The sequence below is a fragment of the Burkholderia sp. Bp9143 genome, from assembly GCF_003853645.1.
Taxonomy (GTDB): domain Bacteria; phylum Pseudomonadota; class Gammaproteobacteria; order Burkholderiales; family Burkholderiaceae; genus Burkholderia.
The window spans coordinates 1-24244 of sequence record NZ_QTPO01000004.1 but is presented as its reverse complement, the minus strand read 5'-3'; the positions used below and the strand labels follow the sequence as shown (position 1 = coordinate 24244).

The following is a 24244-nucleotide window of genomic DNA, read 5'->3' as shown; positions in this document are numbered from 1 at the left end:
ATGACGATGAAACCTCTCGACAAGACGATGTCCGCGCGCGACGTGGTCGCGCAACTCGCCGACGGCATGACGATCGGCATCGGCGGATGGGGCCCACGGCGCAAGCCGATGGCGCTGGTGCGCGAGATCGCGCGCTCGAACCTGAAGGACCTGACGGTCGTTGCCTACGGCGGCGCCGATGTCGGCCTGCTGTGTGCGGCGGCCAAGGTGCGCAAGGTGGTGTTCGGCTTCGTGTCGCTGGACGTGATTCCGCTCGAGCCGCATTTCCGCCGGGCCCGCGAACAGGGCCGCGTCGACGTGCTCGAACTCGACGAAGGGATGCTGCAGCTCGGCCTGCGCGCGGCCGCCGCGCGCCTGCCGTTCCTGCCGACGCGTGCCGGGCTCGGCACCGCGCTGCTCGATCACGCGCCTGAACTGCGCACGGTGCGGTCGCCGTACGACGACGGCGAGACGCTGCTCGCGATGCCGGCGATCGAGCTCGACGTCGCGCTGCTGCACGTGAACGCGGCCGACCGGATGGGCAACACGCGCATCGACGGTCCCGATCCGTTCTTCGACGCATGGATGGCGCGCGCCGCGAAGCGCTGCTACGTGTCGGCGGAAACGGTCGACGCGTCGCTCGCGAGCGACGACCTCGACGCCGCGCGCCGCAACCCGTTCGAGCGCTCGCTCGTCACCGGCGTCGTGCACGCGCCGGGCGGCGCGCACCCGACGTCGTGCGGGCCGGCCTACGGCTGGGACCTGCCGCACCTGCGCGCGTACTGCGCGAGCGCGGAAGACGATGCGAAGACGGCGGCGTACCTGCGCGACGTGGTCGGCCAGGACGAACGCCAGTACCTCGAAGGCGTCGGCGGCCTGTCGCATGTGTCGACGCTGCCGTTGCCGATTCTGTAAAGGAGCGCCTGTGAGCGAATCTCTCGACCATTCCCTCGCGGAACTGATGATCGTCGCGTCCGCGCGACTCTGGCGCGACGACGGCGAAGTGCTGGCGACCGGCATCGGCACGGGCCCGCGGCTGGCGGCCGGCCTTGCGCGGCTTGCATACAACAACGGGCTGATGCTGACCGACGGCGAAGCGTATCTCGTCGAGGAGCCGATCCCGCTCGGGCCCCGTCCCGACGGCTATCGCGTGAAGGCGAGCGGCTGGATGACCTACGAACGCGTGTTCGACTGCCTGTGGCACGGCCGCCGCCATGCGCTGGTGATGCCGACGCAGATCGACCGCTTCGGCCAGGCGAACATCTCGTGGCTCGGCGACGACCATGCGCGTCCGAAGACGCAGCTGCTCGGCGCGCGCGGCTTCCCCGGCAACTCGACGAACCACGCGAACTCGTTCTTCGTGAGCGGCCACGGCACGCGCACGTTCGTCGCGGGCGAAGTCGACATGGTCTGCACGGTCGGCTACAACCCGGCGCGCCGGCTGCCCGGGATGAAGACCTTCGTCGACCTGCGCAGCATCGTGACCGACCTGTGCGTGATGGATTTCGGCGGGCCCGACCACGCGATCCGCGTGCGCTCGCTGCATCCGGGCGTGAGCTTCGACGAGGTGCAGGACGCGACCGGCTTCCCGCTGACCGCGCATCCGGAACTCGGCACGACGGCGGCGCCGAGCGCGGAAGACCTGCGCATCGTGCGAGCGCTCGACCCTCACAACCTGCGCGCGACGATCGTGCGCAACGATCCGGCGCCGCGCCGCGCATGAGGTCCCACATGGAAGCGACCCAGATGACGTTCGGCGACGGTGTCGTCGACTACGCGGTCGAGGACGGCATCGCGACGATCACGATGAACCGTCCCGAGTATCACAACGCGCAGAACTCGAAGATGACGTATGCGCTCGACGCCGCGTTCCGGCGCGCGGCGCACGACGACGCGGTGAAGGCGATCGTGCTGGCGGGCGCCGGCAAGCATTTCTCGGCGGGCCACGACATCGGCACGCCGGGCCGCGACATCCACGAGTCGTTCGACCGCGCGTCGCTGTGGTACGACCACGTCGACAAGGAAGGCGGCGAATTCCTCTATGCGCGCGAACAGGAGGTGTACCTCGGGATGTGCCGGCGCTGGCGCGACCTGCCGAAACCGACCATCGCGATGGTGCACGGCGCGTGCATCGCGGGCGGGCTGATGCTCGCGTGGGTGTGCGACCTGATCGTCGCGTCGGAGGACGCGTTCTTCGCGGATCCGGTCGTGCGGATGGGGATTCCGGGTGTCGAGTACTTCGCGCACGCGTACGAACTGAATCCGCGCATCGCGAAGGAATTCCTGTTCCTCGGCGAGCGGATGCCGGCCGAGCGTGCGTACCAGATGGGCATGGTCAACCGCGTGGTGCCGCGCGAGCGGCTGCGTGACGCAACGTACGCGATCGCCGCGAAGATCGCGACGATGCCGCGCCTCGGCCTCACGCTGACCAAGCAGGCGCTGAACCACGTCGAGGAACTGCAGGGCAAGCGCGCGGCGATGGACGCCGCATTCGCGTGGCATCACTTCGCGCATGCGCACAACGAGCTCGTCAGCGGCGACCGCCTCGGCGGCTACGACGCACGCAAGATGGCCAGCTCGCAGCGCAAGCCGGAGGCGGCGGACGGCGAAGGGCAGGCCGACACCGCACCGGTCGCCGTCAACGGAGCCGCCGCATGAGCACGACGCTTCATGGCTCGCTGCATAGCCCGCTGCATACCCCGTTGTGCGACCTGCTCGGCTGCCGCTACCCGATCGTGCAGACCGCGATGGGCTGGGTGGCCGACGCGCGGCTCGTCGCGGCGACGGCCAACGCGGGCGGCTTCGGCTTCCTGGCCGGCGCGACGCTCGAACCCGAGCAGGTCGAGGCCGAGATCCTGAAAGTGAAGTCGCTGACGGACAAGCCGTTCGGCATCAACTTCCACATGTTCCAGAAGAACGCCGCACAGGTGGTCGATCTCGCGATCAAGCACCGGCTGCGCGCGGTGAGCTACGGCCGCGGGCCGGACGCGAAGACGATCCGCCGCTTCAAGGACGCCGGCGTCGTCTGCATGCCGACCGTCGGCGCGCCGAAGCACGCGGCGAAGGCGGTCGAACTCGGCGCGGACATCGTGACGGTGCAGGGCGCGGAAGGCGGCGGCCATACGGGCTCGGTGCCGACCACGCTGTTGCTGCCGAAAGTGCTCGACGCGGTGCGAGTGCCAGTCGTCGCGGCCGGCGGTTTCTTCGACGGGCGCGGGCTGGCTGCCGCGCTCGCGTACGGCGCGGCCGGCATCGCGATGGGCACGCGCTTCCTGATGAGCGCCGAATCGCCGGTGCCGCGCGCGACCCTCGACCGGTACGTCGCGGTCGGCGACCCGGCACGGATCCGCGTGTCGGATGCGCTCGACGGGTTGCCGCAACGCATGATCGACAACCCGTATCTGCTGAAGCTCGAACGCTTCGGCCCGCTGCGCCGCACGCTGTTCGCGCTGAAGACGGCCGAAGCGTGGCGCCGCCAGAACGGGCTGCGCACGACCGACATGCTGGGCCTCGCGATCAAGGCGCTGCGCTCGCACGACTACACGGCGAGCCAGACGCTGATGGCGGCGAACGCGCCGTTCCTGATCCAGCGCGCGATCGTCGAGGGGCGGCCGGACGAAGGCGTGCTGCCGAGCGGCCAGGCGGCCGCGATGATCGGCGCGATCGAACCGTGCGACGCGCTGATCGCGCGGATCGTCGCGGAAGCCGGCGAGCGGCTCGATGCGCTGGCCGCGTTGCGCGGAGCAGCAGCGGCACGGGCTGCGTGAAAGACATCACAGGGAGGCAGCAGAGATGACAACATCCAAACAACCGGCCGGCGCGACGCCGTTCCGGATCGCGCGCGCCGACGGCATCGCCGAACTGGTGATCGCCCATCCGCCCGTGAACGCGCTCGATGCGCAGGGCTGGCATGCGCTCGCGCGGGCACTCGACGCGCTCGGCGAGGACGACGACGTGCGCGTGATCGTCGTGCGCGGCGAGGGCCGCGGCTTCTGCGCGGGCGTCGACATCAAGGAGCTGGCCGCACATCCGGAGCGGATCGTCGCAGTCAACGCCGGCAACTACGAAACGTTCCGCGCGGTGCACCGCAACCCGAAGCCGGTGATCGCGGCCGTGCACGGCTTCGTGCTCGGCGGCGGGATCGGCATCTGCGGCGCGGCGGACATCGTCGTCGCGGCCGATTGCGCACGCTTCGGCGTGCCGGAGATCGACCGCGGCGCGATGGGCGGCGGCGCGCACCTGCAGCGGCTGTTCGGCGTGCAGAAGGTCCGCGCGATGTACTTCACCGGCGAGATGATCGACGCGGCCGAAGCGTACCGGCTCGGCGCGGTCGAGCAGGTCGTCGCGCGCGACGCGCTGCGCGACGCAGCGCTCGCGATCGCCCGCAAGATCGCCGAGAAGAGCCCGGCGATGGTGCGGCTCGCGAAGGAGGCGCTGAACGGCGTCGAGGACGGCGATCTCGAGGACAAGTACCGCTGGGAGCAGGGCTTCACGCTGCAGGCGTACATGACGAACGACTCGACGGAGGCGCGTGCCGCGTTCGTCGAGAAGCGCGACGCGCGGTTCGACGCGCAGGCCGAGGAGGCACGCGCATGAAACTGACCTATACGCCGCAACAGCAGGCGTTCCGCGCGGAAATCCGCGAATGGCTCGCCGCGCACGTGCCGCGCGAACGGCTGCCGAGCTTCGACACCGAGGAAGGCTTTGCCGCGCACCGCGAATGGGAGCGCACGCTGCACTCCGGCCGCTGGAGCATGGTCACGTGGCCGCGCGAGCTGGGCGGGCGCGGCTGCGACCTGATCGAGTGGCTGATCTTCGAGGAAGAGTACTGGCGGGCCGATGCACCGATGCGCGTGAACCAGAACGGCATCTTCCTGCTCGGCCCGACGCTGATGGATTTCGGCACGGACGCGCAGAAGGCGCGCTTCCTGCCCGCGATGGCGGCCGGCGACCACGTGTGGGCGCAGGGCTGGTCGGAGCCGAACGCGGGTTCGGACATGGCCGCGATCCGCACGACGGCGATCCGCATCGGCGACGAATACGTGCTCAACGGCCAGAAGATCTGGTCGACCCGCGCGGTGTGGGCCGACTGGCTGTTCGGGCTGTTCAGGAGCGACCCCGAATCGTCGCGCCACCACGGGCTCACGTTCCTGATGGTGCCGTTGTCGACGCCGGGCATCACGGTGCGGCCGATCCGCCAGCTGAACGGGCAGACGGGCTTCGCGGAAATCTTCTTCGACGACGTGCGCGTGCCGGTCGAGAACCGCCTCGCGGCCGAAGGCGCGGGCTGGCAGGTCGCGATGGCGACGGCCGGCTTCGAGCGCGGGCTGATGCTGCGTTCGCCCGCGCGTTTCCAGCGCACCGCGCAGGCGCTGCGCGACCTGTATCTCGCGCACCGCGACAGCGCGGACCGCGACCCGACGCTGCGCGAACGCGTGGTGTCCGCATGGATGGATGCGCAGGCGTACGCGCTGTCGACCTACGCGACCGCGAGCCGGCTGCTGAAGGGCGGCCATATCGGCGCGGAGTCGAGCACCAACAAGGTGTTCTGGTCGGAGCTCGACCTGCGGATGCACCAGACCGCGCTCGACATTCTCGGCGCGCACGGCGAGGTCGTCCCGCAGACGGCCGCGCAGCACGCGACGCTCGGCCACTGGCTCGACGGCTTCCTGTTCGCGCAGGCCGGCCCGATCTACGCGGGCACCAACGAGATCCAGCGCAACATCGTCGCCGAACGGATGCTCGGCATGCCGCGCGCGTAAGCGCGCCGGCGACTCCCTCACTGAACGGACATCGTATGGATTTCGTATTCGATGAAGACCAGGAAGCGCTCGCGGACAGCGTGAAGCGCCTGCTGATGACCGAGATGACCCCGGAGCTGATCCGCGAGCTGTGGGCCACGCCGACCGGCCGCTCCGACGCGCTGTGGTCGCTGTTCGCGTCGCAGGGGCTGACCGCCGTGTCGGTGCCCGAAGTGCACGGCGGCCTCGGCCTGACCGAAGTCGAATGGGCACTGCTCGCGCAGACCTACGGCTACTTCGGCAGCCCGGAGCCGCTGCTCGACACGGCACTCGTGTCGGCCGGCGTGCTCGCGCGGCTGCCCGCCAGCGACTGGCGCGACGCGCTGCTGCGCGACATCGCCGAAGGGCGCGCGCGTGTCGCGCTCGTGCATCCGGTGAACCCGTATGCGGCCGACGTGCACGTCGCGCAAGCACTCCTGTGCGAGCACCGCGGCGAGCTGCACCGCGTCGATCCCGCGCGGTGCGCGTGGCGCGCGGTCGACAGCGTCGACCCGTCGCGGCGTCTGTTCACGCTCGACTGGGAGCCGTCGGCGGCCACGCGCATCGCGAGTGCCGATGACGCCGCGCCGCTGCTGAACCGCGCGCTCGATCACGGCGCGTTCGCGGTCGCCGCGCAGTTGCTCGGCCTCACGCAGCGCGTGCTCGACGTCGCGATCGACTACAGCGCGCAGCGCAAGCAGTTCGGCAAGGCGATCGGCTCGTACCAGGCGCTCAAGCACCTGCTCGCCGACGTCGCGATCCGCTACGAGTTCGCGCGGCCGGTGATCGCGCGCGCCGCGCAGGCGATCGCCGACGATCACCCGCAGCGCGCGGTGCTGGTGTCGCACGCGAAGCTCGCGGCGACGTCGGCCGCGCAGCTGGCCGCGCGCCACACGATGCAGGTGCACGGCGCGATCGGCTACACGTGGGAGCTCGACCTGCAGATCTTCATGAAGCGGATCTGGGCGCTCTCCGGCAGCTGGGGCGATACCGCATTCCACAAGGCCCGCGTGGCCGACGCGATCCTCGGCGACGCGTTGCCGATCGGCCCCGCGCAGACCTTCGACTTCGAGGAAACCAATCAATGAAACAAGCCTATATCGTCGACGCGCTGCGCACGCCGACCGGCCGCCGCAAGGGCGGGCTCGCGCACGTGCATGCGGCGGACCTCGGCGGCTTCGTGCTGAAGACGCTCGTCGAACGCAACGCGATTCCGGCCGACGAATACGACGACGTGGTGTTCGGCTGCGTCGACACGATCGGCCCGCTCGCGGGCAACATCGCGCGTACCTGCTGGCTCGCGGCCGGGCTGCCGCTGCAGGTGCCGGGCGTGACGGTCGACCGCCAGTGTGGCTCGTCGCAGCAGGCCGTGCACTTCGCCGCGCAGGCCGTGATGAGCGGTGTGCAGGACGTGGTGGTCGCGGGCGGCGTGCAGACGATGACGCAGATCCCGATCTCGTCCGCGATGACGAGCGCGGCGCCGCTCGGCTTCAACGACCCGTTCTCGGGCAGCACCGGCTGGCGCGCGCGCTTCGGCGACGCACCGGTGTCGCAGTTCGTCGCCGCGCAGCGGATCGCCGATCACTGGAACCTGTCGCGCGACGCGATGGAGCGCTACGCGCTGGAAAGCCACCGCCGCGCGGTCGCGGCGATCGAGGCCGGCCATTTCAAGCGGGAAATCGTGCCGCTCGACGGCGTGCTCCACGACGAGACGCCGCGCCCCGATACGTCGCTGGAAAAGATGGCGACGCTCGAACCGCTGATGCCGGGCGGCTCGCTGACGGCCGCCGTCGCGAGCCAGACCTGCGATGCGGCCGCCGCGCTGTTGATCGTGTCGGAGGCGGCGCTGAAGCGCTACGGGCTCACGCCGCGCGCGCGCATTCACCACCTGAGCGTGCTCGGCGACGATCCGCTGTGGATGCTTACCGCACCGATCCCGGCGACCCAGGCCGCGTTGAAGAAGAGCGGGCTCGACTGGTCCCAGATCGACGTCGTCGAGATGAACGAGGCGTTCGCGTCGGTCGCGCAGGCGTGGCTCGCCGACACGCGTTTCCCGCACGAAAAGACCAACCCGAACGGTGGCGGCATCGCGCTCGGCCATCCGCTCGGCGCGACCGGTGCACGGCTGATGACGACGCTGCTGCACGAACTGGAGCGCACCAGCGGCCGTTACGGGCTGCAGACGATGTGCGAAGGCGGCGGCCTCGCGAACGTCACGATCATCGAGCGCCTGTGAGCGCGTCACTTTCACGATCTCGCGATCCAGGAGGCACAAGCATGGGAATCTGTAACGGACGCACCGTCATCATCACCGGCGCGGGCGGCGGGCTCGGGCGCGAATACGCGCTCGCGTTCGCGGCCGAAGGCGCGGCGGTCGTCGTCAACGACATCCGTCACGAGGCCGCGCAGGCCGTGTGCGACGAGATCGCACGGCGTGGCGGCCGCGCGCTCGCGAATTCGGACGACATCACGACGCTCGACACCGCGCAGCGGATCGTCGATGCCGCGCGCGAAGCGTTCGGCGACGTGCACGTGCTGGTCAACAACGCGGGCATCTGCCGCGACAAGATGTTCACCAGCATGACCGAAACCGACTGGGACGACGTGATGCGCGTGCACCTGCGCGGTCACTTCTGCCTGTCGAGCGTGCTGGCGCGCGTGTGGCGCGACGCCGCGAAGGCCGGCCATCCGGTCGACGCGCGCATCGTCAACACGAGTTCCGGCGCCGGGCTGCAAGGGTCGATCGGCCAGTCGAACTACGGCGCGGCGAAGGCCGGCATCGCGGCGCTCACGCTGATGCAGGCGGTCGAGCTGCAGCGCTACGGCGTGCGCGTGAACGCGCTCGCGCCGGCCGCGCGCACGTCGATGACCGAAGGCGTGTTCGCCGACATGATGAAGAAGCCCGAGGACGGCGGCTTCGACTATTTCGATCCGGCCAACGTCGCACCGCTCGTCGTGTGGCTCGGCAGCGCGCTGTCGGCCGACGTGACGGGCCAGGTGTTCGAGGTCGCGGGCGGGATGATCGCCGTCGCCGAAGGCTGGCGCACGGGCCCGAGCGTCGATCGCGGCGCGCGCTGGGCGCCGGCCGAGGTCGGCCCGGCGGTCGCGCGGCTGCTCGCCGATGCGCGGCCCGCGCAGCGCGTGTACGGGAGCTGACGATGGATCTGGCGCTCACCGACGAACAGGCGATGATCCGCGACGCGGCGGCCGACGTGCTCGCCGAACGCAGCGCGTCCGCCGACGTGCGCCGCGCGATCGAGCAATCGGCCGGCCGGGACGACACGTTGTGGGCCGCGCTGGCGAGCGAACTCGGCTGGAACGCGCTGTCGTTGCCGGAAGCCGCGGGCGGGATGGGGCTCGGCGCGGTCGAACAGACGCTGCTGATGGAGCAGCTCGGCCGGCGCGTCGCATGCGTGCCGTATTTTTCGACCGCGTGCCTGGCGGCGACCGCGCTGGCGGGCTGCGCCGACACGCCGCGCGTGACCGGCTGGCTCGCGAAGATTGCCGAAGGCGCATGCAGCGCGACGCTGGCATTGCCGTTCGACCTTCCTGCCGGCACCGGGCAGTTGCCGATCGTCGCGGAAGAAGCGGCGGGCGGCTATGCGCTGTCCGGCACGATCGAGCAGGTGATCGACGGCGCGCGCGCCGACCTGTTGCTGATCCCCGCGCGGATCGCGAACGAAGGGCAGGCGATCGGGCTGTTCGCGATCGACGTTGCGACGGTGGCCGGCGTGAGCGTCACGCCGCTCGACACGCTCGACGCGACACGGCCGATCGCGCGGGTCGCGTTCGACGAAACCCGCGTGGGCCGCGATGCGTTGTTCGCCAGCGGCGCCGTTGCCGCACAGCTGCTCGACCGCACCGCATGGTTCGCGGCGCTGGCGCTGGCCGCCGAACAACTCGGCGGCGCACAGCAATGCCTCGACCTGACGCTCGACTACACCGGCCAGCGCGTGCAGTTCGGCCGCGCGATCGCGTCGTTCCAGGCCGTCAAGCACCGCTGCGCGCAGATGATGGTGCTGATCGAATCCGCGCGTTCGGCCGTGCTCGGCGCCGCCCACGCGTGGGACGCGGAAGCCGGCAGCGGCGCGCCCGGCGCGGCGCTGCGCGCCGACGTCGCGGCTGCGAAGGCCGCCGCGAACGATGCGTATGCATTCTGCGCACAGGAGGCGATCCAGCTGCACGGCGGCGTCGGCTTCACGTGGGAATACGACCCGCATCTTTATTTCAAGCGCGCGCAGGCGTCGGGCGCGCAGTTCGGCAGCACGCCGCAACTGCTCGAATGGATCGCACGCCATGCGATCGACGGCGGCACGTCGCAGCGCGATGCGGCGCTCGCATCGCCGTCGGCTTCGACCGCAATGCGTCCGTCCGCCGCGCGCACCGGAGCACTGCAATGAACAGCGAAACGCGCGAACAGCAATTGCGGCACGAAGTCGCCGACTGGGTGCAGTCGCGCCTGACCGGTGAATTCGCGTGCCTGACATACCGCGGCGGCCCCGGAGACGAGGAAGCGTTTCCCGACCTGCGCAAGGCGTGGGAGCGGGAACTGGCGCAGGGCGGCTGGACCGGCCTCGGCTGGCCGACCGACGCGGGCGGCCGCGGCTTCACGGTCGCCGAACAGGTGATCTTCCACGAGGAATACGCACGCGCGGGCGGCCCGGGGCGAATGGGCCACATCGGCGAAGGGCTGCTGGGTCCGACGCTCGTCGCGTGCGGCACCGACGATCAGCGCGCACGGTTCCTGCCGGGGATTCTCGCCGGCACGCAGTTCTGGTGCCAGGGCTACTCGGAACCGGGCGCCGGTTCCGATCTCGCGAACGTGCGCACGCGCGCCCAGCAGGACGCCGACGGCACGTGGCGCGTCCACGGCCAGAAGGTGTGGACGTCGCTCGCGCACGACTCCGACTGGATCTTCGTGCTCGCGCGCACCGATCCGGCATCGAAGGGCAACAAGGGGCTGTCGTTCCTGCTGATGCCGCTCGACCAGCCGGGCATCGAGATCCGCCCGATCAAACAGCTCAACGGCGGTGCTGAATTCAACGAAGTGTTCTTCGACGGCGCGCGCGCGGAAGCGCGCGACCTGGTCGGCGCGCCGGGCGACGGCTGGCGGATCGCGATGACGCTGCTCGGCTTCGAGCGCGGAATGTCGACGCTCGGCCAGCAGATGCAGTTCGTCCGCGAACTCGAATGGGTGATCGACGCCGCGCGCGAGTCGGGCGCGGATCGCGACCCGGTGCTGCGCCAGCGGATCGGCCGCGCGTGGGCCGGGTTGCGCGTGATGCGCTACAACGCGCTGCGGATGCTGTCGGGCGCGGACGACGCGAACGGCGCCACCGCACCGCTGCGCCGCGACGCGCTGATCTACAAGTACTACTGGTCGAACTGGCACCGCGACCTCGGCCAGCTCGCGATGGATGCGCTCGGGCCGCGCGCGAACGTGATCGATCCGGCCGACGAGAAGCTCACTCATCTGCAGCGCGTATTCCTGTTCTCCCGTGCGGACACGATCTACGCCGGCACCAACGAAATCCAGCTGAACATCATGGCCGAGCGCGGGCTCGGCATGCCGAGAGAACCGCGAGGACAACAAGCATGACCGAACCCCAGATCCAGAAAGCGCCGGCCTACGTACCGGGCCACCAGCTGCTTGCCGGCAAATCGGTGCTGATCACGGCCGCCGCCGGTGCCGGCATCGGCTTCGCGGCGGCGCGCCGCTGCGCGGAGGAAGGCTGCCGCGCGCTGTTCATCTCCGACATCCACGAGAAGCGCCTCGAACAGGCCGTGGCGACGCTGCGCGCCGAAACCGGGCTGCAGCAGATCCACGGCCGCCTGTGCAACGTCGCGGTCGAGGACGACGTGCAGGCGCTCGTCGCTCACGCCGAGGACAAGCTCGACGGCGTCGACGTGCTGATCAACAACGCCGGGCTCGGCGGCGCGAAACGCATCGTCGAAATGGACGATGCCGAATGGTCGCGGGTGATCGACATTAGCCTTACCGGGACGTTCCGGATGACGCGCGCGATGCTGCCGCACATGCAGGCCCGCGGCCGCGGCGCGATCGTCAACAACGCATCGGTGCTCGGCTGGCGTGCGCAGGCGGAACAGGCGCACTACGCGGCGGCGAAGGCGGGCGTGATGGCGCTCACGCGCTGCGCGGCGCTCGAGGCGTCACCTTACGGGGTGCGCATCAACGCGGTCGCGCCGAGCATCGCGATGCACGATTTTCTGAAGAAGTCGGCTCCGGCCGACTTGCTGAATCAACTGGCGTCGCGCGAAGCCTTCGGGCGCGCCGCCGAAGTCTGGGAGGTCGCGAACGTGATGGTGTTCCTTGCAAGCGATTACGCGTCGTACATGACGGGCGAAGTGCTGTCGGTCAGCAGCCAGCACGCATGATGGACGCGACCTTCGACCCCGTGCGCGCGACGCCCCGCGTGTTCGCGCATCCCGGCGAACTCGCGGCGGCCGTCGGCGACACGCTCGGCGCGAGCGCGTGGCTCGCGATCGACCAGATCCGCATCGACGGCTTCGCCGACGCGACGGGCGACCACCAGTGGGTGCACGTCGACCCGGCGCGCGCGAAGGACGGCCCGTTTGGCGCGTGCATCGCGCACGGCTACCTGACGCTGTCGCTCGTCAGCTATTTCCTGCCGCAGATCGTGCGCATCGACGGCGCGCGGCTGGGCGTCAACTACGGCTGCGACAGGATCCGCTTCCCTGCGCCGGTGAAGGTCGGCGCACGCGTGCGCGGCGTCGGCCAGCTGCTGCGCGTCGAGCCGCTCGACGGCGGCGTGCAGGCGTGGATCCGCGTGACCGTCGAGATTGAAGGCGAGGCCCGACCCGGCTGCGTCGCCGACACGATCAGCCGCTACACCTTCTAGTTACCGATTCAGAGAGCCCGCTCATGGAAGACGCAGTCATCGTATCCGTCGCACGCACGCCGATCGGCAAGGCGTTTCGCGGCATCTTCAACGACACCGAGGCGCCCGCGCTGGGCGGCCACGTCGTGCGCACCGCGCTCGAACGCGCGGGCGTCGCGCCGGCCGACGTCGACGACGTGCTGATCGGCTGCGCCGCGCAGCAGGGCACGCAGGGCTACAACATCGGCCGCCTGTCGGCCGCGGCGGCCGGGCTGCCGGCGTCGGTGCCCGGCATGGCGATCGACCGGATGTGCTCGTCGGGCCTGATGTCGATCGCGAGCGCCGCGCGCAGCATCGGCGCGGGCGACGCGCGGATCGTCGTCGCGGGCGGCGTCGAATCGATCTCGCTCACGCAGAATAAGCACAAGAACGGTCACCGCGCGCGTTCGCAGGCTGTGCTCGATCACCAGCCGGCCGCGTACATGGCGATGATGGAAACGGCCGAGATCGTGTCGCGCCGCTACGGGATCTCGCGTGCGGCGCAGGACGAGTTCGCGCTGCAGAGCCACCAGCGCACGGCCGACGCGCAGGCGGCCGGCCGCTTCGACGCGGAACTCGCGCCGCTCGACGTGCGGCGCGCGCTGTTCGACAAGGAAGGCAACCCGGCCGGCTTCGAGGACGTGCGCGCGGCGCGCGACGAAGGCGTGCGCGCCGATACGACGGCCGAACGGCTCGCGGGGCTCAAGCCGTCGTGGAGCGGCGGCAAGGTCGTCGAGCAGGGCGAGTTCGTGACGGCCGGCAATGCGTCGCAACTGTCGGACGGCGCGGCGGCGGTGGTCGTGATGTCGCGCGCCGAGGCCGCGCGTCGCGGGCTCGCGCCGCTCGGCACGTTCCGCGGCCTCGCGGTGGCCGGCTGCGAGCCGGACGAGATGGGCATAGGCCCGGTGTTCGCGATTCCGAAGCTGCTGGCGCGCTTCGGGATGACCGTGCGCGACGTCGGGCTGTGGGAGCTGAACGAGGCGTTCGCGTGCCAGGCGCTGTATTGCCGCGACACGCTCGGCATCCCCGACGAGCGGCTGAACGTCGACGGCGGCGCGATCGCGCTCGGCCACCCGTTCGGGATGTCGGGCACGCGGATGACGATGCACGCGCTGCTCGAAGGCGCGCGCCGCGGCGTGCGGCATGCGGTCGTGACGATGTGCATCGGCGGCGGGATGGGTGCCGCCGCGCTGTTCGAGGTCGGCGCGTAACGACAGGCGAGGCAGGCACACCGGCAGCCGAGCCGACACCCCGGTTCGGCCGCCATCCATTCGGGACCATTCGAGGCCGCGGCAACGACCGTCGGCCCGGAGACTTGCAGCGGCAGGGCGAGCGCGTCGGCGTGCCCGGGCCGACGCAAAGACAGGAGACAACCCATGAAACGTACTTTGCCAGGGCTCGCGATGTCGGCGCTCGTGCTCGGCGCCGCGCTGTTCGCGTTTTCGCCGCGCCCGCTGCCGGCGTTCCCGGTCACCGAGATCCATGCGGACCGCCTGCAGATCAACGGGCTCGCCCGCGCCGGCACGCGCATCGTCGCGGTCGGCGAGCGTGGCGTGATCCTGTTGAGCGATGACTCGGGCGCCCACTGGCGGCCGGCGTCGGTCACGCCCGACCAGGGCTCGACGCTCACGCAGGTGAGCTTCATCACGCCGACGCTCGGCATCGCGGTCGGCCACGACGGCCGGATCGTGCGCAGCGACGACGCGGGCGTGCACTGGCGCGAGGTCCACAGCGACAACGCGCATTCCGATCCGCTGCTGTCCGTGTGGGGCAGCGCGAACGGCCCGCTGTTCGCGGCCGGCAGCTTCGGCCAGCTGCTGCGCTCGGACGATGCGGGGCTCACGTGGCAGCCGCTGAAGACGCCGGCGGGCGACCGCCACCTGAATGCGATCGTCGGCGACGGCCACGGCAGCCTGCTGATCGCGGGCGAGAGCGGCACGCTGCTGCGCTCGACCGACGACGGCGCGACCTGGGACAAGCTGCCGTCGCCCTACGCAGGCTCGCTGTTCGGCGCGCTGATGCTCGCGAACGGCGACTGGGTCGCGTACGGCATGCGCGGCAACGTGCTGCGCAGCACCGATCGCGGCGCGACCTGGACGCACGTCGACAGCCACGTGCCGGTGTCGTACTTCGGCGCGACCCAGCTGGCCGACGGCGCACTCGTGCTGGTCGGTCAGGGCGGCGCGATCGTCGCGTCGCGCGACGGCGGCCTGACCTTCGACGTGCGCAAGCTCGGCGGTGTGCAGAGCCTCGCGGCCGTGCTCGACATGGGGCGCGGCGCGCTGCTGCTCGGCGGCGAGGCCGGCGTCGCACCGCTTGCCGCGTCGCCGTCCTGATGCGCGGCGGCGGTTGCCGCCGCCTGCATCCGTTCGCCTCGCCGCGCCGACCCGCATCGTCCGCAACGCCTGTCCCGTCCGTTCCGACCCGAGAAATCCATGAACGACCTGTCACGCCCCACTGAAGCCGTTCCCGCGTCGCGCCTCGCCGCGTTCGTCGAGCGCTGCGCCGACACGATCATCCGGCAGCGCCGGCTGCTGATGCTGCTGTGCGTCGCGGTGACGCTAGCGCTCGGCCTGTCCGCGACGCGCCTGAAGCTCGATCCGGGCTTCAACAAGATGATCCCGATGCAGCACCCGTACATGCAGGTGTTCGAGCGCTACGCCGGGGCGTTCCCCGGCGCGAACACGATCCTCGTCAGCCTGCGCTGGAAGGGCGACGGCGACATCTACAACCAGGCGTTCATGGACGCGCTGCGCCACGCGACCGACGACGTGTTCTTCATCCCCGGCGTGAACCGCTCGCGCGTGTTCTCGCTGTTCACGCCGAACGTCCACTACACGGAGGTGACCGAAGCCGGCTTTCGCGGCGACGTGGTCGTGCCCGGCCAGTTCTCGAGCGCGAACCCGGACGATCTCGCGAAGGTGCGCCGCAACGTCGCGCGCTCCGGGCAGATCGGCCGGCTGGTCGGCAACGACCTGAAGTCGGCGCTGATCCGCGCGGAACTGCGCGAGACCGATCCGGCCACCGGCAAGCGGCTCGACTACAGCGCGGTCGCGCGCCAGCTCGAGGAGATCCGCGCGCGCTACGCGAAGCAGGGCATCGACGTGAACATCATCGGCTTCGCGAAGCTGGTGGGCGACGTCGAGGCCGGGATCGCCGGCGTGATGGCGTTCTTCGCGCTGGCGTTCCTCGTGACGGCCGCGCTGCTGTTCGCCTATACGCGCTCGCTGAAGACCACCGTGCTCGCGCTCGTGGTCGCGCTGCTGCCGGTCGTCTGGCTGCTCGGCGCGCTGCCGCTGCTCGGGCTCGGCATCGACCCGATGTCGATCCTCGTGCCGTTCCTGATCTTCTCGATCGGCGTGTCGCACGCGGTGCAGATGACCAATGCGTGGAAGCAGGCGCTGGTGCGCGGCGCGGCGCCGGTCGAGGCCGCGCGCGACGCGTTCCGCAAGCTGTTCGTGCCGGGCACGGTCGCGTTGCTGACCAACGCGCTCGGCTTCATGGTGATCATGCGGATCAGGATCGACATCGTGCGCGAGCTCGGCATCACCGCATGCCTCGGCGTGCTGCTGATGATCGTCACCAACAAGGTGTTCCTGCCGATCCTGCTGTCGTACACGCGCCTCGAGCGCGGCACGCTGGCGCGTGCGCAGCGCGCGGCGGCGGCCGGCGGCAGCGGGAAGTGGTCGCGCTTCGCGGTGTTCGCGCGGCCGGCGCCCGCGCTCGGCGTGTTCGCGGTGGCGCTCGCGCTGCTCGCGTACGGCACGCTCGAGTCGCGCAAGCTGGAGATCGGCGACATCGGCACCGGCGCGCCGGAGCTGCGCGCGAACTCGCGCTACAACGTCGACAACGCGGCGATCACGCACCAATACAACATCGGCGTCGACGTGCTGTCGGTGATCGTCGAGGCGACCGGCTTCGACGACGCCTGCCTGCATTACCCGGTGATGAGCGCGATCGAGAAGTTCGAGATGACCCTGCGCGGCGTGGCCGGCGTGCAGTCGGTGACGAGCGTGTCGTCGCAGGGCAAGGTGTTCATCGCCGCGTTCAACGAAGGCAACCCGCGCTGGGCCGCGCTGCCGCGCTCCAGCGACGGGCTCACGCAGGGCTCGAATGCGTTCGATCCCGACAACGGGATGAACACCGCGAACTGCAAGGCGATCCAGGTGCTGATCTACACGCAGAACCACGAAGGCACGACCATCGCGCACATCGTCGACGAGATCAAGCGCTACGCGGCCGAGAACCCGGTGCCGAACGTCGCGTTCCGGCTCGCGGGCGGCAACGTCGGCGTGATGGCCGCGACCAACGAGGCGGTCGGCGACGCGGAGGTCGCGATGCTGCTGTCGATCTTCGGCGCGATCGCGCTGCTCTGCGCGGTCACGTTCCGCTCGTGGCGCGCGGTGCTGTGCATCATCGTGCCGCTCACGCTGGTGTCGATCCTGTGCAACGCGGTGATGGCGCGGCTCGGCATCGGGCTGAAGGTCGCGACGCTGCCGGTGATCACGCTCGGCGTCGGCGTCGGCGTCGACTACGGGATCTATCTGTACGAACGCCTGCAGCACGACATCCGCCACGGCGCGACGCTGCCGGACGCGTTCGCCGACGCGATGCGCCAGCGCGGCACCGCGGCGCTGTTCACGGCCGTCACGATGTTCATCGGCGTCGGCACGTGGGCGTTCTCCGCGCTGAAGTTCCAGGTCGACATGGGCGTGCTGCTCGCGTTCATGTTCCTCGTGAACCTGTTCGGCGCGGTGTTCCTGCTGCCCGCGCTGGCTGCATGGCTCGGCGTCGAGCGCGCCGAGCGCCGCGTGTCGCCGCAATCGCAGCCGTCCGCGCAAGCCGCGCCGACACCCGCGCTCAAGCCGGCGCGCGCGCTCGAACCCGGCAATCCGGTGCGCTGAGCGACGCACCCCCCATTACCCCGGTGCGCGGCGGGCCGCCGCGCGTCCCTCAAGGAGGAGTCAACCCACATGTCCGCACGCCCTTACAAGATCGAAGCCCAGCCGCTCGCGCAGCGCTATGCGCGCGGCTGGCACTGCCTCGGGCTCGCCCGCGACTACAAGGACGGCCAGCCGCACACGCTGAACATCTTCGGCCGCAAGCTCGCCGCGTTCGCCGATTCGACCGGCAGGATCAACGTCGTCGACGCGTACTGCCCGCACATGGGCGCCGACCTGAGCCTCGGCACGGTCGAAGGCGACCATCTCGTCTGCCCGTTCCACGGCTGGGCGTGGAATGGCGAAGGGCAGTGCGCGTCGATCCCGTACTGCAAGCGGATCCCGCCGAAGGCGCGGATCGGCGCGTGGCCGACCTGCGAGGAGAACAACCTGCTGTTCGTGTGGAACGACCCGGAAGGCAATGCGCCGCCGCCGGAAGTCGCGATTCCGCGCCTCGACGTGTGCTTCTCCGACGAATGGTCGGACTGGGTCGTCGACAAGATGGTGATCCAGGCCAACTGTCGCGAACTGGTCGACAACATCTCGGACGTCGCGCACTTCGCGACCGTGCACCACGCGCCGATCGACTATTTCGCGAACCTGTTCGAGGATCACAAGGCGACGCAACTGATGGTCGGGCGCAGCGAGAAGCTCGGCGGCGACAGCCTGACCGCGCTGTCGACGTATTTCGGGCCAGCCGTGCACATCACGCAGATGACGGGGCAGAGCGGCGGGCAGCCGATCCATTCGGTGCTGCTGAACTGCCACGTGCCGATCGACATGAACAGATTCGAGCTGCGCTACGGCGTGATCGTGAAGAAGGTGGCCGGCCTGAGCGACGCGCAGAACCTGGAGATCGCGAACGCGTACGTGAAGGAAGCGCAGCGCGCGTTCTACGAGGATGTCGACATCTGGCACAGCAAGACGCGCATCGACAACCCGCTGCTGTGCGAAGGCGACGGGCCGCTGTACCAGATGCGTGACTGGTATTCACAGTTCTACCTGGACGCGGCCGACGTGCGGCCGTCGAGCGTCGCGCGCAAGACGTTCGAGATGAAGATCCGCGACGGCGACGCGCCGCCGCCGCTGCATCACGTGTTCGAACCGCGGTAACCCGCGGCGACGCGCGGCAAAAAAGGGGGCGTATCGTTTCGCCTCCCGATCGCCGCCCACGCCCGCCAGGCAAGGCGCGCGCACCGCCGCGCGCCTGCGTCGCACCGAAAGAGCTTGACGGATCGGCCTGCACCGCGTAGTGTCCGAGACCGAAGTCTTCAAGAAGTTCGATTGCTCATCATTGGCCGCACACCGTGCGGCAGTCGTTGGTCTCTCCCTCTTTTGATTCTTTCTGTGCCCGTCACGGGCGCATGTTCAATATTCGTATCAATCGTATTAAGGAAGTATTTGTGGATACCGGTACCGTCAAGTGGTTCAACGAAACCAAGGGCTTTGGTTTCATCTCCCCGGACAACGGCGGCGACGATCTGTTCGCCCATTTCTCGGAAATTCGCGGCACGGGCTTCAAGACCCTGGCCGAAGGCCAGAAGGTCAGCTACGAAGTGAAGCGTGGCCCGAAGGGTCTGCAAGCGTCGAACATCACGCCGCTGTAAGCCGCGTCGGCAGGGCCGCCAGTGCGCGGCCGCTGCCGGACGGATCTCGCGCGGATGCCGGCCTGACCCGGCATCCTGCGCGTTCCGACGCACACGACCGATGCATCGCGGTCATCACGATGCATCGGTCGTGTGCTTCCCTCATCCATCGCAGGTCCGTACGACGTGCGATTCAACGCCCTCGCGAAGCGCTCGCCGCGTCGCCAGCGGCCCATGCTGCAACCCGAGTAGACCGTCGCCATGCCGCACGCGGCGCGGTCCCGACTTTGCGCGGTGCTGATCGCACCGCCGCCACCGACCGCCCGACCGCCGCAATGCGCCGGGCTCCGATTGCAAGACGGGCCCGTCGCCCGTCTGAACGAGTTGATCCCCGGCATCCTGCCGGCCGCCGTCCCGTTGCGGGGCACGGCGCCGGTGAGCTCGCCGCGGCCGCGGTCATTCACCTTGTCTGGAGGAATTGGTTTGGCAAAAGAAGAACTGCTGGAACTGGACGGAATCGTCGACGAAGTGCTGCCGGACAGCAAATACCGTGTCACGCTGGAAAACGGCGTCGTGGTCGGCGCGTACGCGTCGGGCCGCATGCGCAAGAACCACATCCGCATTCTCGCGGGTGACCGTGTGACGCTGGAACTGTCCGTGTACGACCTGACGAAGGGTCGCATCAACTTCCGCCACAAGGACGCGAATTCGCCGCGTCCGCCGCGCACCGGGCAACCGCGTCGCTAAGCAGTAGCGATCGGGCAGCGCAACGCCGCACCGATCGAAACCCGTCCGGCCCTGTCATGCGGCCGGGCACACCGGATGGACGGCGCGGGTCGCGCCGTTCGTCGGTCTCGCTTGCGGTTCGACGTTGGCGAGCCACCGCTGAAGACTGCCAACCCACGGCGCGCGCTACCCCCTCCCAGCTGTACCCGTCCACGTGTCGCATCGCGCGTTTCAATTTCGAAACGAGCCGATGCGTCCAGAAACGCGGCGTGCTCGGTCCGCTCATGACCTTGACGCCACCACACGGTCGCCGGGCGCCCGTGATGGCGGCAATCAACCTGGGTCGACGCATGAGCGATGCAGGCCTGTAGCAATGCTGAAACACATTCATTCGCCCGACGTGCCGATCTCGGTATTTCCGGTTTCAAGTCGCCGTGCGCAACCAACTCGCATCGGTGGCACGCCACTTGCAATGGGGAATGTGCCTGCACGCGCGTGATTTCATGGAAACCGCCGTGGGCGACCGTAACGTGGAGCACGGACTCTTCGGGGGAAGGCCCGTCGCTTGATCCACGGTCCGGTCGTGCGTTTCTCCGTCTGACAAGACGCATTCGAGTTCGCCTTTCCTGGCCCTCCGGCCAGGGGCGTGAGCGAACTTCAATACGGGGAACGTGACAAGAACAACCGGTCGGCGTCTGGGGCCCAGAGTCATGACATTCACGTTCACGCTGGTCGATCTCGCCGGCTCGATTGCGCTGGTGCTGCTCGGGACGCAGATGCTTCAGACCGGCATGCAGCGCGCATTCGGCGCTGGCCTGCGGTCGCTGCTGGAACGGGCACTTTACGGACGGCTCCCGGCCTTCTTCGGCGGCATGGGCGTAACAGCGGTGCTGCAGAGTAGTACGACGACCGCGGTCATGACGAGCGAACTCGCTGCGCAGGGGCGCGTCGGCCTTGTCCCGGCACTGGCTGTCGTGCTCGGCGCGAACGTGGGCACGACGTTGCTCGTGCAGGTGCTTTCGTTCGAAGTCCAGGCCGTGTCGCCCGCCCTGATACTCGTTGGCGTGCTGATGTTCCGCAAGGTATCGAACACCTGCGCACATGAGTTGGGGCGCACGCTCATCGGTCTGGGCCTGCTGCTGCTCGCACTGCATCATCTGCAGGAGTTGATGACGGATTACGAGGACGCGCCGAGTCTTCGGATGTTGCTGAGCGACGCTTCCACCGTACCGCTGATCGACGTCTTGCTGGCGGCCGGCCTGACCTGGGCCGCCGATTCGAACGTCGCGATCGTTCTCCTGATCATGTCGCTCTGCGCGCAAAACGTCGTTCCGCCCGATACGGCTTTCGCACTGGTGCTGGGTGCAAACCTGGGCGCGGCCATCCGCCCGGTGCTGGAGGAGACTGCCACACACGATCCGGCCTCCAGGTACGTGCCGGTCGGCACGCTGCTCATTCTGTCGGTCGGCGTGGTGATTGCGCTCGCCGCACTGACGCCGATCGGCTGCGTCATGGTCAGGATCGAACCGGACGATGGGCGGGTGGTGGCCGATTTCCACACGCTGTTCAACCTGTCGCTGGCCGGCCTGTTCCTGCCGCTGCTTGTCCCGTATTCAAACCTGTTGACCCGACTGCTTCCTTCGCTCGTGAAGGTCTCGGACGCGCCTCGATCGCGGTACATCGATCCGCTCGCGGAACAGGCGCCCGAGATCACGCTCGGCATGGCGGCCCATGATGTGCTTCCCGTCGCCGACAGGCGATACGGGATACGCTCACGAGCCCGTGCCGGAACGTCGGTCGCGGAAGTTCATACTCGCGATGACGTTCTGGACAACGTCAGGATTGCGCCCCGGACACCCCTGGCACGCCCCGATGCCGGACAACTCGCCGGCTACGATGGATGGCACCGGCATGAAGGCGATGAGCGGCTACAGGAGGACGCGCGACATCGCATCGACATCAGGGCGGGCGCCAACCATACGGCCGAGCACCTTGGCACCGATGGCAACGTGCAGACGTACTACCCGGCGAAGTCGTTGTGGCTCACGCTGCAGGACATCCAGGTCGTCAGGCGACTGGAGCCGGCCGGCGGGACAACGCATTCGACGCTTTCGACCTATGTCCAGGGGACGGCGAGTCTGGACGACTGCTGTTTGTCGATCATTGGCGAAGCGCGGAACAACACGCGCACGATACACATCACCTTCGCGGCTCGCGAGGTCGGCGAGACCGAACGGCGAGGCCTTCGCGAATTGCAGGACGAACTGGGCATCACCCATTCGGACGATCCGCTTGGCACGGCAAGGCTCGGCTACAACGAGTCCGATGACGAGATGCAGGAACCGGCTCGGTGGTGGGCATTGTGCGACGTGCCGGCGAGCAGCATGCAGGCACTTGCCGACGGCGTCGAGGCGGGACAGGTCACGGCTGTCAAGGCTGGGCTTTGCCTGCGGGACGTCTACACGTCGAACCCGCCTGGCGCTGCGCTGACGGGGGGATTCCGCGTGTTCCTGAGGCCAGGCGAGGATGGCAATACATTGAAGGCGCCGGCCACTGCCAGCGGATACGTCGTGTATCTTGCCATCGATCTCCCGAAGGTCAGTCTGCCGGGAGATGGCCGGTCAGCGCAGATGCCGCTGCGCACGGACGACAGGAACCCCGTCGTGGCGCTGACGGAAAGGCTCGACAAGGTGTTCGCCGGCTTGAAGTGGCTTGCCGCGCTGGTCGCGATCCTGGTTGTCGTGCTTCTGAGCAAGGGGCGGTGACAGCCGGGGAGCCAGGGTCTGCAGATCGCGTTCCGGCTGATACGGCGACCGACGTTCACCGCGCCGCACGCGCTGCGTGTCGCGCACGGCTTTACGCGCAAGCCGGCGTGGTCGTACACTCGTCGGCAATTCGCGGCGCGCGCATGCGGCAGTGCCTTTCCTTTCAGTGGCTTTCAGTGCCGCCGCGACCGTGCCAGCCGGACATTCGTCGCGCGACGCCAGGAGGCGCCATGAGTGCAGACGCAGCCCCCGCATCTTCTTCAGTTCCCGCAGCGCCGTCGGTTCAGGACCGCATCAAGCACGTGTTCGTGCTGATGCTCGAGAACCGCTCGTTCGATCATCTGTTCGCGCTGTCGGGCATCGCCAATATCACGGCGGCATCGCCGGGCGACAGCAACGCATACGGCGGCACCGTCTATCCGTTCGGCGGCGGCGCACCCGACCGGATGCCGACCGATCCGTGCCACGAATTCACCGACGTGCTCGAACAGCTCTGCGGCGCCGGCGTGCCGTTCGTGAAAGGGCGGCCCTATCCGAGCGTCGACAACTCGGGATTCGTGTCGAACTACGCGACGTCGCATTCCGAAGGCACGCCACCGCAACCGGGCAACGTGGGCACGATCATGCAGGGCGCCGATATTCGCACGCACGCGCCGTCGCTGTACGCGCTCGCGAACGCGTTCGTGCTGTGCGAGCGCTGGCATGCGTCGATGCCGGGGCCGACCTGGCCGAACCGCTTCTTCCTGCACGGCGCGTCATCGGCCGGCCTCGACCATTCGCCGACCAAGGAGGAAATGGCCGGGTGGGATACGCTCGATGGCTTCCACTATCCGAACGGCTCGATCTTCGCCGCGCTCGGCGACGACAACTGGCGCATCTACCAGGACCAGTCGGGCGATCCGCACGGCCACGTGCCGCAGGTCGCGTCGCTGAAGGGCGTGAGCTTCTTCGACGTCGACGATCTGGCGCACTTCGAAGCCGATCTCGCGACCGGCTATACGGCACGCTACACGTTCATCGAGCCCGGCTACGGCGACATCGTGCACGGCACCTACCAGAACGGCAGCTCGCATCATCCGATGGACGGCCTCGCCGGCGGCGACCAGCTCGCCGCGCGCGTGTACGACGCGATCCGCAATTCGCCGGTGTGGGGCAGCAGCCTGCTCGTGATCGTCTACGACGAGCACGGCGGCTTCTACGATTCGGTCAGGCCGGGCGCGGCGCCGCCGCCGAACGACGGCGCGGCCGCGACGCTGAACGCGAGCGGCTTCGGTTTCGATGTGTACGGCGTGCGCGTGCCGGCGATCGTCGTTTCGCCGTGGGTCGCGGCCGGGAAGGTCGATCACACGCCGTACGATCACAGCTCGGTGGTCGCGACGCTCGGGCGGCTGTTCGGCCTCGCGCCGCTGACCGACCGCGATCGTGCCGCGAACGACCTGCTGTCGCTCGTGACCACCACCTGCCGTACCGACTGCCCGGTGAGGATCGGATCTTGACGTCCCCCCACTGCCTAAAGGCAGGGGATTCCCACTACTGGCGATGCACGTCCGCATCGGAGAATGTTCAACG

At 69.1% G+C, this 24244-nt stretch carries 21 protein-coding genes; all 21 read left to right on the top strand.

The window, feature by feature from the left end:
* Positions 1 to 894 (top strand): CoA transferase subunit A, encoded by an 894-nt coding sequence (locus DIE23_RS03845; RefSeq protein WP_124610882.1) that lies wholly within the window; start codon positions 1 to 3, stop codon positions 892 to 894.
* Positions 895 to 904: 10 nt separating this feature from the next.
* A complete protein-coding gene (locus tag DIE23_RS03840; protein WP_124610881.1) occupies positions 905 to 1702 on the top strand; it encodes a CoA-transferase subunit beta in 798 nt (265 codons plus the stop codon).
* An 8-nt stretch (positions 1703 to 1710) separates the two neighbouring features.
* On the top strand, positions 1711 to 2637 hold the full coding sequence (locus DIE23_RS03835; protein WP_124610880.1) for an enoyl-CoA hydratase: 927 nt from the start codon (positions 1711 to 1713) through the stop codon (positions 2635 to 2637).
* The gene (locus tag DIE23_RS03830) at positions 2634 to 3746 is read left to right on the top strand and encodes a nitronate monooxygenase family protein (RefSeq protein WP_124610879.1); all 1113 of its coding nucleotides are present in this window, start codon (positions 2634 to 2636) and stop codon (positions 3744 to 3746) included. The genes DIE23_RS03835 and DIE23_RS03830 overlap by 4 nt, the downstream gene beginning before the upstream one ends.
* 25 nt (positions 3747 to 3771) lie before the next feature.
* Positions 3772 to 4575: an enoyl-CoA hydratase family protein gene (locus tag DIE23_RS03825; protein ID WP_124610878.1), complete on the top strand. Its 804-nt coding sequence runs from the start codon at positions 3772 to 3774 to the stop codon at positions 4573 to 4575.
* Positions 4572 to 5741: an acyl-CoA dehydrogenase family protein gene (locus DIE23_RS03820; protein WP_124610877.1), complete on the top strand. Its 1170-nt coding sequence runs from the start codon at positions 4572 to 4574 to the stop codon at positions 5739 to 5741. Before DIE23_RS03825 ends, DIE23_RS03820 begins: the two co-directional genes overlap by 4 nt.
* 35 nt (positions 5742 to 5776) lie before the next feature.
* Positions 5777 to 6847 carry an acyl-CoA dehydrogenase family protein gene (locus tag DIE23_RS03815; RefSeq protein WP_124610876.1) on the top strand — a complete coding sequence of 357 codons (1071 nt, stop codon included), beginning with the start codon at positions 5777 to 5779 and terminating at the stop codon, positions 6845 to 6847.
* Complete coding sequence (locus DIE23_RS03810; protein ID WP_124610875.1) at positions 6844 to 7995, top strand: acetyl-CoA C-acetyltransferase; 1152 nt, start codon at positions 6844 to 6846, stop codon at positions 7993 to 7995. Before DIE23_RS03815 ends, DIE23_RS03810 begins: the two co-directional genes overlap by 4 nt.
* A 41-nt stretch (positions 7996 to 8036) precedes the next feature.
* Entirely contained in the window at positions 8037 to 8915 is an 879-nt protein-coding gene (locus DIE23_RS03805) for an SDR family oxidoreductase (RefSeq protein ID WP_124610874.1), read from the top strand.
* 2 nt (positions 8916 to 8917) lie between these two features.
* Positions 8918 to 10159, top strand: a complete 1242-nt coding sequence (locus DIE23_RS03800; RefSeq protein ID WP_124610873.1) for an acyl-CoA dehydrogenase family protein — start codon at positions 8918 to 8920, stop codon at positions 10157 to 10159.
* The gene (locus DIE23_RS03795) at positions 10156 to 11358 is read left to right on the top strand and encodes an acyl-CoA dehydrogenase family protein (protein ID WP_124610872.1); all 1203 of its coding nucleotides are present in this window, start codon (positions 10156 to 10158) and stop codon (positions 11356 to 11358) included. The genes DIE23_RS03800 and DIE23_RS03795 overlap by 4 nt, the downstream gene beginning before the upstream one ends.
* Positions 11355 to 12155 (top strand): SDR family oxidoreductase, encoded by an 801-nt coding sequence (locus tag DIE23_RS03790; protein ID WP_124610871.1) that lies wholly within the window; start codon positions 11355 to 11357, stop codon positions 12153 to 12155. The genes DIE23_RS03795 and DIE23_RS03790 overlap by 4 nt, the downstream gene beginning before the upstream one ends.
* Positions 12155 to 12640 carry a MaoC family dehydratase gene (locus tag DIE23_RS03785; RefSeq protein ID WP_124611037.1) on the top strand — a complete coding sequence of 162 codons (486 nt, stop codon included), beginning with the start codon at positions 12155 to 12157 and terminating at the stop codon, positions 12638 to 12640. Before DIE23_RS03790 ends, DIE23_RS03785 begins: the two co-directional genes overlap by 1 nt.
* A 23-nt stretch (positions 12641 to 12663) precedes the next feature.
* Positions 12664 to 13869 (top strand): acetyl-CoA C-acyltransferase, encoded by a 1206-nt coding sequence (locus tag DIE23_RS03780; RefSeq protein WP_124610870.1) that lies wholly within the window; start codon positions 12664 to 12666, stop codon positions 13867 to 13869.
* Positions 13870 to 14034: 165 nt separating this feature from the next.
* Positions 14035 to 14994, top strand: a complete 960-nt coding sequence (locus DIE23_RS03775) for a sialidase (protein WP_124610869.1) — start codon at positions 14035 to 14037, stop codon at positions 14992 to 14994.
* A 99-nt stretch (positions 14995 to 15093) separates the two neighbouring features.
* The gene (locus DIE23_RS03770) at positions 15094 to 17562 is read left to right on the top strand and encodes an MMPL family transporter (RefSeq protein ID WP_124610868.1); all 2469 of its coding nucleotides are present in this window, start codon (positions 15094 to 15096) and stop codon (positions 17560 to 17562) included.
* A gap of 69 nt (positions 17563 to 17631) precedes the next feature.
* Positions 17632 to 18711, top strand: coding sequence for a Rieske 2Fe-2S domain-containing protein (locus tag DIE23_RS03765; protein ID WP_124610867.1), 1080 nt, complete (start codon positions 17632 to 17634; stop codon positions 18709 to 18711).
* Between the two features lie 290 nt (positions 18712 to 19001).
* Positions 19002 to 19205, top strand: a complete 204-nt coding sequence (locus tag DIE23_RS03760; RefSeq protein ID WP_124610866.1) for a cold-shock protein — start codon at positions 19002 to 19004, stop codon at positions 19203 to 19205.
* A 462-nt stretch (positions 19206 to 19667) separates the two neighbouring features.
* Positions 19668 to 19931 carry a translation initiation factor IF-1 gene (gene infA, locus DIE23_RS03755; RefSeq protein ID WP_011355053.1) on the top strand — a complete coding sequence of 88 codons (264 nt, stop codon included), beginning with the start codon at positions 19668 to 19670 and terminating at the stop codon, positions 19929 to 19931.
* A gap of 689 nt (positions 19932 to 20620) precedes the next feature.
* Positions 20621 to 22675, top strand: coding sequence for a Na/Pi cotransporter family protein (locus DIE23_RS03750; protein ID WP_124610865.1), 2055 nt, complete (start codon positions 20621 to 20623; stop codon positions 22673 to 22675).
* Between the two features lie 230 nt (positions 22676 to 22905).
* Positions 22906 to 24171, top strand: a complete 1266-nt coding sequence (locus tag DIE23_RS03745) for an alkaline phosphatase family protein (RefSeq protein WP_124610864.1) — start codon at positions 22906 to 22908, stop codon at positions 24169 to 24171.
* Positions 24172 to 24244: the final 73 nt, after the last annotated feature.

What these genes read in the sequence shown, in the direction of transcription:
- DIE23_RS03845 (WP_124610882.1), top strand. Translation starts at nt 1, where the DNA reads ATGACGATGAAACCTCTCGACAAGACGATGTCCGCGCGCGACGTGGTC.
- DIE23_RS03835 (WP_124610880.1), top strand. Translation starts at nt 1,711, where the DNA reads ATGGAAGCGACCCAGATGACGTTCGGCGACGGTGTCGTCGACTACGCG.
- DIE23_RS03830 (WP_124610879.1), top strand. Translation starts at nt 2,634, where the DNA reads ATGAGCACGACGCTTCATGGCTCGCTGCATAGCCCGCTGCATACCCCG.
- DIE23_RS03825 (WP_124610878.1), top strand. Translation starts at nt 3,772, where the DNA reads ATGACAACATCCAAACAACCGGCCGGCGCGACGCCGTTCCGGATCGCG.
- DIE23_RS03820 (WP_124610877.1), top strand. Translation starts at nt 4,572, where the DNA reads ATGAAACTGACCTATACGCCGCAACAGCAGGCGTTCCGCGCGGAAATC.
- DIE23_RS03815 (WP_124610876.1), top strand. Translation starts at nt 5,777, where the DNA reads ATGGATTTCGTATTCGATGAAGACCAGGAAGCGCTCGCGGACAGCGTG.
- DIE23_RS03810 (WP_124610875.1), top strand. Translation starts at nt 6,844, where the DNA reads ATGAAACAAGCCTATATCGTCGACGCGCTGCGCACGCCGACCGGCCGC.
- DIE23_RS03805 (WP_124610874.1), top strand. Translation starts at nt 8,037, where the DNA reads ATGGGAATCTGTAACGGACGCACCGTCATCATCACCGGCGCGGGCGGC.
- DIE23_RS03800 (WP_124610873.1), top strand. Translation starts at nt 8,918, where the DNA reads ATGGATCTGGCGCTCACCGACGAACAGGCGATGATCCGCGACGCGGCG.
- DIE23_RS03795 (WP_124610872.1), top strand. Translation starts at nt 10,156, where the DNA reads ATGAACAGCGAAACGCGCGAACAGCAATTGCGGCACGAAGTCGCCGAC.
- DIE23_RS03790 (WP_124610871.1), top strand. Translation starts at nt 11,355, where the DNA reads ATGACCGAACCCCAGATCCAGAAAGCGCCGGCCTACGTACCGGGCCAC.
- DIE23_RS03785 (WP_124611037.1), top strand. Translation starts at nt 12,155, where the DNA reads ATGGACGCGACCTTCGACCCCGTGCGCGCGACGCCCCGCGTGTTCGCG.
- DIE23_RS03780 (WP_124610870.1), top strand. Translation starts at nt 12,664, where the DNA reads ATGGAAGACGCAGTCATCGTATCCGTCGCACGCACGCCGATCGGCAAG.
- DIE23_RS03775 (WP_124610869.1), top strand. Translation starts at nt 14,035, where the DNA reads ATGAAACGTACTTTGCCAGGGCTCGCGATGTCGGCGCTCGTGCTCGGC.
- DIE23_RS03770 (WP_124610868.1), top strand. Translation starts at nt 15,094, where the DNA reads ATGAACGACCTGTCACGCCCCACTGAAGCCGTTCCCGCGTCGCGCCTC.
- DIE23_RS03765 (WP_124610867.1), top strand. Translation starts at nt 17,632, where the DNA reads ATGTCCGCACGCCCTTACAAGATCGAAGCCCAGCCGCTCGCGCAGCGC.
- DIE23_RS03750 (WP_124610865.1), top strand. Translation starts at nt 20,621, where the DNA reads ATGACATTCACGTTCACGCTGGTCGATCTCGCCGGCTCGATTGCGCTG.
- DIE23_RS03745 (WP_124610864.1), top strand. Translation starts at nt 22,906, where the DNA reads ATGAGTGCAGACGCAGCCCCCGCATCTTCTTCAGTTCCCGCAGCGCCG.